The following is a 9181-nucleotide window of genomic DNA, read 5'->3' as shown; positions in this document are numbered from 1 at the left end:
CTCCCGGTGAACGGTTACACTTCGCAGACTATCGCCATCGAGCACGACACAACGCCTTTCCAGCTTGAAAAGTTCTGCCTCAAGGGCGTAAGCCAGCGTGGATTTGCCTGCGCCAGAGAGCCCTGTAAGCCAAAGCACCTGTCCGCTTTGGGCATTCTGCGATTCGCGCTGCTCACGGCTGACCAGTCCGTGCTGACTGAAACTACCGCTCACCGAAAGACTCACTCATGGTTTTGCGCAGGGGCTTGAGCAAATAGTCCATTACCGTGCGCTCGCCGGTACGAATATCAACCTGCGCCGTCATACCTGGTAGCACATCCAACACCCTGCCGGTCGTTGAAGTCACAGGAAAGCTGGATGGCTTAACCCGCACACGGTAATAGATCTCCATACCGCTGCTGGTTTCTTCCTTCAGACTATCGGCGCTGACAAAAGCAACCTCGCCTTTAACGCCACCAAAGATGGTGTAGTCAAAGGTATCGAAACGAACGGTTGCCTCTAGGCCCGGCACAACTCGGGCAATGTCGGCTGTACTTACCTTGGCCTCAATCATCAGGTCATCATCGACCGGAATGATCTGCATCAACTCCTCACCCGCCTTGAGTACCCCGCCAACCGTAGTGACACGAATATTCTTGACGATACCCGGTACCATGGCGGTAAACACACTGTCCTGTTGCGCTTGCTTACGCAGGGTCAGGGTTTGTCCACTCTGCGCGATGTCATCTTCGGCCTTAACCAGTTCCAGGCGGGCATCCTCAAGAAACTTGTTACGTCGATTCACCAAGCGCGCTTCCGCCTCATTGAGCCCGCGCTGAGCACGTAACAGCTCAGTGCCACTGGCATCACCGTTCTCGTAAAGCTGCTCAATCAGTCGTAATTCCTTCTGCCCCAGAGTAACAGCCACACGCATGGTACGAAGCTCTTCATCAAGACCCAGCTGGCGCTGCTTGAATAATGCCTCCTCGACACGCGCGCTTTCCGGAGACCTTTCAAGCAGGTCCGCCTCGAAGGTGAGACGTCGCTCGCCAATGACCTCAGCCCGCAAGCGGGTTGCCCTAGCCTGCAGCGCAAACAACCTTGTTTCTACTTCGCCGACAGACGCCCCAAGCCGAGTTTGCTCTAGACGCGCGAGCAACTGACCAGGTGCAACCCTGTCGCCTTCTTGAACCAACAACTGCTCAAGCACCCCGCCATCCACAGACTGAATAATCTGTACCCTGCTGCTGGCAATCACCTCACCCGTAGCCCGGGCTACCTCATCAATTCGAAACAACGAAGCCCAAATAGCGAAGGTAGCAACAGCGATGAGTGCGGCCATCAATAACCAGCCCTGACGACCACGGTGCGAGCTCTGCAACTTACTGACACGCGCCTGAGTACGCGCGTCTTCGTCCTGAGAGTAACGATCAGACCACATCAAGCGTTCCTCCTTTACTCATCCGTGATGCTGCAACAGGACGGGCGAGCATCTGCGCCAGAACCATATCCGGCGAGCCGTCCTTTGTCACACGCCCTTGCTGCATAACGACAACTCTCGTTGCCAGGCGTGCTGCCGCCATCGGCCGATGAGTTGCAACGATCAGAATATCCTCAGGGTGCACGGCCTCCTGCAAGGCAGCCCAAACGCGCTGCTCGGACTCACTGTCAAGTGCTGCGGTAGGTTCGTCCAGCAGCCATACGCGCGGTTGATTAATCAACACTCGTGCAAGCGCAACCAACTGCCTTTGCCCGCCAGACAAGCCCTCGCCACCCTCACTGATCGACAAATCCATGCCTTGAGGGCTGGATGCGGCAATGGCATCAATGCCCAGATCGCGAGTGATCTTTAACAAGCGGGAGTCACTGGTTGCACCGGTCAACGCCAGGTTGCTGCGCAAGCTGCCCTTAAACAACTGCACGACCTGCGGCAGATAGCCCACCTGACTGGCCACTAACTGCGGATCGATTTCCCACAGATCGGCATCCCCCAAACGCACGCGACCCTCAGCAGGCCGATACAGGCCCGCAAGGACTTTTAGCAGCGTCGACTTACCACAGCCTACCGGTCCCACCAGCAACACGCGCTCACCGGACTTGAACTGCAGACCCTCGACGTCGACCTGACAGACAGGCGAGTCGGGATAAACAAAGCGCACGCGATCCAGCGCCACTTCGTTGGGCAACTCATCCGGCAACAGCAGTTGCTGCTCTGGGCGACGATCACGTTCAAGAGACAACACCTGGTGCACCATCTGCAGCGCCTGCCGAACATTCTGCCACTGCGCGAGGAACTGAACACTCTGGGCAATTGGCGAAATCACTCGCCCGCCCAGGATGCTGCAAGCAATCAGCCCGCCCATCGTCAGCAGACCTGCCTCGATCTGCCATACACCGACAACAACCGCAGCAACGTAAGCCAGCGTCGATAAACTGCTAGTGGTCACGCTGGAAAAACTACTGATGGCTCGTTGCTGGATGCTGTAACCATCAATACTCGCGGTAACGCTTTGCCATTCCTGAGCAAAGCGCCAGCCGGCGTTATTCGCGCGAATGGACTCGGCACCTCGAATAGTGTCTACCAGTAGTCCTTGTCGCTCGTTACTGCGCAGCATTTGCTGCTTGAGCAAAGCACGCAAACGCCACTGTGTGACATAACCCAACAGCAATGCCACGGGCAGCAACAAGGTGTACACCCAGCCGACCGCGCCGCCGATAATGGCAATGAAGGCCAAAAACAGCAGAGCAAAGGGCAAATCTATCAGTGCGAACACCACGCTAGAGCTGAAGAATTGGCGCACAGCATCCAGCCCGCCGACCTGCGCCGCCAGTGTGCCTAGGCTACGTGGCTGTTGATCCAGCCGCAGATGCAACAAGTGCTCGAAGACCTGCTGCGATACGCGCTTATCCACCGCACAAGAAAGGCTATCCAGAATCTTGGCCCGCGTCGTTTTAAGTACCCAGTCCAGCAGGATAATCATCGCCATACCGGTCACCAGCGTGGTGAGGGTCGCATAGGCAAGCGTGGGCACCACACGGTCATAGACCTGCATGGCAAAAATAGAGGTACCCACTGCCAGCAAATTGACCAGCAGCGTGGCAACCATCACCTTCCATAGCCAGCCGCGCTCGCGGAACAACTCACGCCATACCAAACGACTTGCCAGGTTGCCCGACAGTGTTCCGTCCACTTGGGCGCTGCGACTGGCCGGCGCCCGCAACCAGACCACCAGCGCATCCTGCAACGCGGTATCGCTTACCTCGCGCCGCTCGCCTGCGGCACTGATCAACGTCACATGGTCCGCCGCTTCACGCACAGCCAAAAACCAGTTATCACCCGTCAAGACCAATGCGGGTAGCCGACGTTGATCGAGGCGACGCCAGGCGAGTTGCACCGGTACCAGGTTCTTCAGCCCAGCGTGTATCAGCACTTGCCTTAGCCGTTCCGCAGGCTTGAAAGTGGCCGGCAAATGAACATCCTGCATATAGGCCTGCTGCAACGCAGTGTCGTCGTATGAGATCTGTAGAGACGTCAACAACTCTTTCACTAATGCAAGCGCAATGCCCGGCTGCTCAGGTTTAGCGATTTGCCCATCCATGCACTTACAACTCCTCGGTATTTAAATTGACCAGAGCATCAAGGCCGCCTGTGAGTGCCGCCAATTGCAGCGAGTAGATCACCCAATCGCTCTGTGCCTGGACGTACTGCAATTGTTGTTCAGTGAATTCACGCTGGATATTCAGTACATCCAGCCAGCTTTTGGTGCCCGCCACATACTGGCGCTGATAGGACTCCGATACCGCCTGCAGTTCGGTTAGTGACTCGCCCTGTACTTGAATCAACTGAGCCTGCAACGCACGGCTGCGCTGCAGGCGGCGTACGCTGCGATCAAGTTCGCTGACGGCATAGGCCAGGTCATCCTCTGCCGCACTCTGTTGCGCCACCGCTGCACCGGTGCGGCCGCGGGTCGCAAACCCCATGCCTTCCAACGTACCCTCCAGCACCAGGCTGACACGATTGTCCTCCTGGTAAGACGGTTGGTTATAGAATTGTTCGGCCTGCAGGTAGATCGTCGGCATGGAAGCAGTTTTTGCTTGATCCACACCCGCTTTAGCGCGTTCGATTTCCTGCTTTTTGTAACGCACCTCTGCGCTACTGTGCATGGCTGCTTGGCGCAATGCATCGCCCTCGCTGACCTGCAGCAGGCCTGTGGCAACTGGCACCTGGGCCGGTATGCGGACTTGGGTTAGCGCCAGCAAATCACTCTCGGCAATTTCCAACTCGTCCGAAGAACGATCAACCCGCCCTTTGGTTTGAAACAAGCGCGTGGCTGCCAAACGCACATCCGCAATCGACGCCAATTGGCCTTGCTCACGACGGCTAATTTGATCAAACAGCGATTGGTGGGCCACCTGACTGGCCTCCATCACCTTTAAACGCTCGCGGCTACCCAACACACTGGCATAAGCCACAGCGGTCTGCTCCAGCAACTGTCGCTGTACCCGCAGCAGGTCGACACGCTCGACATCGGTGTCTGCATCGGCCAAAGCAATGCTGTTATCGATACGCCCGAACGCCCATAGCGGCTGGCGGGCACGCAGGCTGCCTTGGTTGGAAAGATCTTCACCGGTTACGTTATCTTCGTTATCCCCCGAAGACTGCTGAGCCTGTGCAGACAGGCTTGGGTAGCGCTGACTACGCGCTGCGTCGGCGGAGTATTCCCGTGCTTTGATGAGTGCCTGCTTGCCACTAACGGTCGGGTGCAGACTCAACGCAGCTTGTAATGCAGCCTGCAGCCCATCGGCCTGCTGCCCACTCGCAGGCAACGCCAAAGCAGTCAAACACACCGCCAGCAGGCTACGCCGCCCGAGGCGCGGCATTGAAATCACCATGCGAACTCACCATCCATTTCTTCTTCGTTGTCGGCCACGCTAGCGTTCGCCAAATGCGGTTTTTTGTGTTTCAACGCAGCCGCTTTCTCCGGCTCACCGGACAATTCGTACGCCTGCGCCAGATCATCGCGCCATTGGCGATTCCACGGGCACTGCTCATGGGCCTTCAGCATCAAGGCGATACCCTCAGCCAGATGGCCTTTGTGCACATAGATCAGCCCCAGCATAAAGTTAGCGGCGGCATGCGCGGGTAAATGATGGATTAACTTTTTCAAGCGCAACTCTGCGTCGTCCAGTTTCTGTTCTTTGTATAAGGCGACTCCTGCAGTTAACAAGCCGGGCTCCGGCAGCGTCAACATCTCAATTGCATCCCATTCAATCTTTTTATTGGTGCCGGCAATCAGCGGGGCCAGATGCTCTTGATAGCGCATCCACTTGGCTTTTGAACTCTTGTAAATCGGTTGACGTACCTGCCATACCGAAGCGGTTTTGACTGGCCGATCCAGCTCATTAAACGCGAGAACTTGAGGTTCCCAATCCACACCGATGTACTCCAGCATCTTGCGCGCTGCGCTTTCGGTATTTTCGACCACATCCTCGTAATTGATCTCCAGAATTTCACCCGGAAAAAGCTGCTGCCAGTGGTGCATCAGCAGGTTGTGATCGGCCAGCTGCTCCCCGATCCACGTCAGATCGTAGGCAAAACCCATCCCGCCGTGCTTGGCTTGATAGTCGGTAAAATAGTTACTCATGGCGATGTCCCGCGGGTCACGCCGTACCGAGATAATCTTGGCGAGGGGGAACAAGAATTTGATTAAACCCACGTTCTCAAAGTTATGCGGCAACTTATCTACTATATGGCGCGCATCCGGCTTATCTTGAGCCGCCAGCCCTTTAAGTTCTTCCAGTATGCCCTTGGCAATGCCCTCGACCGCATACGGATTCAGATCATCAATGCAATCCGGGTAGTGACGCCCAGAGCCGGTATGACGTTCCCAGCGGTTCAGCCCCTGAATCCGTTGCGGAATCACACCCAACTCACCCGCCCCAAAGATCTGGCTGTGGCTGGCCAAAATCTGCTCCACCAAGGTCGTGCCCGAGCGCGGCATACCCAACACGAACACCGGCAGCGAAGCATCGTCCCCCCGATACCCGCAGTCACGTCGGTGCTCATACAGCGCTTTACAAAAAGCGTAACGGGTTCGGGCACAGCTTTGACGATGGGCTCGGGGATCGTAGCCCAGCTTCTTCTTGCTGGCATCGTTAGCCTCTACCGCCAGCGCAAAGGCCTTGTCGTACGCTTTGCGCTTTTCCCAAGCAGACGCCAATTGCAGCAACAGGCTTGAGCGCACGGCTCCCTCAAGGCTCGGCTGGCGTGCCGCTTTTTCGATGCGCTCAAGCGTTTTTTCATCTTCGGGAAACTGCCGCGCATTAATCAGCGAGGCGTAGCCTTTAGCGGGGTCAAGCGCCTTCACACGCTCAAACAACGCAATCGCCGCATCGATATCGCCACGTTGCATCTGCTGCTGACCCAACCCTTGCAGTGCCGGCAGAAAATACGGATTGTCAGTGAGAATTTCAGTAAACAGGTTTTCCGCCTGTTCATAATGCTGTTCTTGGCTCTCCACCTGCGCCAAGGCATTTTTAGCCTGCAAACGCAGTTGCTGGATCATCTGCAGCGGTGTCGCCTCGCCTTCTTCCAGCGCATCGGCCAATGCAACCGCTTTTTCAGCCGCCTTGCGTGCCTGAACAACCAGAGAATGCAAGCACGCACTGGAAAGTCGCACCCACAGCACAACCTCCGGCTTATCCTCGCGCTTGGCAATCGCGATGCAGCGGCGCAGCAACTGCACCGCCTGCATGGTGCGCCCCTGCAGTTGCGCTATTTCAGCCAGCTGCGAGAGCAATTCAAGATTTGCCGGGTAATGTTTCAGGGCCGTGCGTAGCGCTTCCTCGGCTTCGCTATGGCGATCGTAACCGGCCAGCAGCGTGGCATAGCGCTGCACGACGGAAACCCAATCGGTTTCGCTTAGCACCGACTGCTTTTCTTCCAGCCACTGCTCGGCCCGCGCCAACTGCGCAGCGGCCAGCCAAATCTCCAGCTGCAAGCCGCGCAACTGAGCGGTAAACAGCTCAATCGTTGCTTCGGACAGCTGCGATTGCAGCGCCTCCAGTCGGGCAATCGCGTGCTCAAGGGCCGCTTGCGAGGCGCCGACATCGCCCGCCTCTAGGTGCAGTTGTGCCAGCGCACTCCAGACCGGCAGACGGTCCGGTGACCGTTCAGCTGAGGCCTGGTAGAGGCGCCTGGCCTCATCGTAGTTACCCTGCCGCAGTCGACACCAAGCCAGACGCGCCTGCGCCAAGCTATGACCGGCCTCGCTCGCCAGCACAGCCTCGAGCAGTTCAATCGCCGGGTCCAAGCGGAATAACAGACAATACACACCGGCCAGATCGACCTGTGCATCCCTGTTGAAATCAGCCCGACACGCCTCGGCCGCCTGCAACGTCGCCTCAGCCTCGCGGCGGGCGTTGGTGTGCAGGTAAGCGAGCACCAGCAGCGGCAACACCTGCTGGTCGGCGCTTGCCTGCCAGTAGTGCAGCGCTTCGCGGCTCAGGGCCTCAAACTGTTGTTGATCGGCCAAGCGGCGTAAAGTATTTAAATAGGACACTTATCAACCCATCCATGAAGAACGTAACACAAGAAAAAACAGCCATGAGCACTCAGGCACTGACCCATCCGCAGCAGCTCGAAACCGCCTTGGCTTGGCTGTGCTCCGTCCGTAAACACTTCCCCGCCAATGCCGACATCTGGCACCTGCGCTTCCATCGCAAGCGCCTGCTGCCCGAACTGCTCGCCAAGCTGGCGGCGGGCACTTACCAGTTCTCGCCCATGCAGGTGGTGCAACGCGCCGATGGCAACGAGATCGCGCTGTGGTGTGCGGCCGATGCCTTGGTCCTCAAACTCATCACGCTACACCTCCAAACCATCCTGCCCGTGCATCGCAGCTGCACCCACGTCAAGGGCCATGGGGGCCACAAATGTGCAGTGCGCCAAACGCATCAATGGATCAACGATGGTGCCTATGCCTTTGTCTGCAAAACCGATATCAAGGGCTATTACGCGAACATCAACAAACACCAGCTGCTCGAATTGCTGGCTAAACGTATCGACTGCCCCCTTTTGATGAACCTGCTCGGCCAGTTTATGTTTTACAGCGTCGAGACAGGCGGCAATTTTCATACGCCCATCAGGGGCATTCCCAGAAGCTGCCCCCTGAGCCCTCTGCTGGCAGGGTTTCACCTGTATGCGTTGGACCAAGATCTTTCATCTCGTGTAGGGGTTCGTTATCTGCGCTTTATGGATGATTTACTCATCTTCAGCCAAACGCGCTGGCAACTCAAACGCGCCGTGACAGCGATGAACCAATGGTTCACCGCCGCCGGCTTACGGCAGCACCCGGACAAAACCTTTATCGGTCGCATCACTAAAGGCTTCGACTGGATCGGCTATCGCTTTAATGCCGATGGCCTCTTGGCGATTGCGAGCAAAACACACGAAAAACACCTGCTTAACCTCCACCTGCTTTATGAGCAAGCCCGTCGGTTGCGTCACTCACCAGAGCAGACGCAACAGCGGGTGGTGGAGTATTGCCTGCGCTGGCAACGCTGGGCGCTGGCCGGATTGGCGTTCGACGGTAGCGGTTTACGCCAGGCCCTGGCTGTTCAAGATATTAGTGGGGATGGCGTTAGTCCATAACTGGTTGCCAGCTCCGTTTAAAATGGCCATGTTGGGGATGGTCCCGGCAAATAAATCCACGGTCCTGGTGCTACCATTGTGAATGCGGGAAAGCCTCCCCGTGCTTGCCAATCTGGCAATTCTGGAAAAGGTGACAAGCGTGAAGCCGGGGAAAATAACGGAACTCGTCAAGTCGCCCCAATCCAATCCGGAAACCCCGCCGGTAAACCATCGATCAGTATTTGTAACGACGCGCGGGCCGTTAGACAGGGGTGAGCCGCTGCCGACGAGGATGACTCTGTCGTCGTTGCCCAAATTCCCCGCGCCGCCCCATGCGCCCCAAGAATCGCTCGCACCGGGCCCAACGCCATCGGTGCTGAGTGCGCTGCTAGCACTATTGACCCGAATATATATCGTGTATGCCACGTCCTCTGAAAATGTCCGAGAACTATGGCTCGATGACACACCCTCGACTAGATCGAACACGACAATGGCTGGGTTGGCCCCGATCACGATGGCCTCGCTATGGCCCAGGGAACCCGCCGCGCCAGGAGTAGCCAGGGTCAGCGTGGC

General features: G+C 57.2%; 7 protein-coding genes. 1 reads left to right on the top strand and 6 read right to left on the bottom strand.

Annotated features, from left to right (window positions below):
- The 5 genes from BN1125_RS18480 to BN1125_RS06580 form a co-directional block, all read right to left on the bottom strand.
- A partial coding sequence (locus BN1125_RS18480) for an adenylyl-sulfate kinase (protein WP_156993167.1) occupies window positions 1-213 on the bottom strand: 213 nt, incomplete at its 3' end.
- Window positions 203-1420 (bottom strand): beta-barrel domain-containing protein, encoded by a 1218-nt coding sequence (locus BN1125_RS06595; protein WP_084202270.1) that lies wholly within the window; start codon window positions 1418-1420, stop codon window positions 203-205. The genes BN1125_RS18480 and BN1125_RS06595, both read right to left, overlap by 11 nt.
- A complete protein-coding gene (locus BN1125_RS06590) occupies window positions 1410-3578 on the bottom strand; it encodes an ATP-binding cassette domain-containing protein (RefSeq protein WP_042011347.1) in 2169 nt (722 codons plus the stop codon). Before BN1125_RS06590 ends, BN1125_RS06595 begins: the two co-directional genes overlap by 11 nt.
- Window positions 3579-3582: 4 nt before the next feature.
- Window positions 3583-4872 (bottom strand): TolC family protein, encoded by a 1290-nt coding sequence (locus BN1125_RS06585; RefSeq protein WP_052446086.1) that lies wholly within the window; start codon window positions 4870-4872, stop codon window positions 3583-3585.
- Entirely contained in the window at window positions 4866-7541 is a 2676-nt protein-coding gene (locus tag BN1125_RS06580; protein WP_042011346.1) for a tetratricopeptide repeat-containing sulfotransferase family protein, read from the bottom strand. The genes BN1125_RS06585 and BN1125_RS06580 overlap by 7 nt, the downstream gene beginning before the upstream one ends.
- Before the next feature lie 14 nt (window positions 7542-7555).
- Between BN1125_RS06580 and BN1125_RS06575 the strand changes: the two genes are divergently transcribed.
- Entirely contained in the window at window positions 7556-8629 is a 1074-nt protein-coding gene (locus BN1125_RS06575) for a reverse transcriptase/maturase family protein (RefSeq protein ID WP_208854226.1), read from the top strand.
- Here BN1125_RS06575 and BN1125_RS19360 read toward each other — a convergent pair.
- On the bottom strand, window positions 8576-9181 hold a 606-nt coding region (locus BN1125_RS19360; RefSeq protein ID WP_042011345.1), incomplete at its 5' end, for a hypothetical protein. The genes BN1125_RS06575 and BN1125_RS19360 overlap by 54 nt on opposite strands.

Origin of the sequence: Aeromonas fluvialis, assembly GCF_000819885.1 — a bacterium.
GTDB lineage: Bacteria > Pseudomonadota > Gammaproteobacteria > Enterobacterales > Aeromonadaceae > Aeromonas > Aeromonas fluvialis.
The sequence above is the reverse complement of the archived record's forward strand: the minus strand, read 5'-3'. Positions and strand labels throughout refer to the sequence as shown.

Excerpts from the sequence above, each read along its gene's own strand:
- BN1125_RS06590 (WP_042011347.1), bottom strand. The coding sequence starts at position 3,578 with ATGGATGGGCAAATCGCTAAACCTGAGCAGCCGGGCATTGCGCTTGCA.
- BN1125_RS06575 (WP_208854226.1), top strand. The coding sequence starts at position 7,556 with ATGAAGAACGTAACACAAGAAAAAACAGCCATGAGCACTCAGGCACTG.
- BN1125_RS06585 (WP_052446086.1), bottom strand. The coding sequence starts at position 4,872 with ATGGTGATTTCAATGCCGCGCCTCGGGCGGCGTAGCCTGCTGGCGGTG.
- BN1125_RS06595 (WP_084202270.1), bottom strand. The coding sequence starts at position 1,420 with ATGTGGTCTGATCGTTACTCTCAGGACGAAGACGCGCGTACTCAGGCG.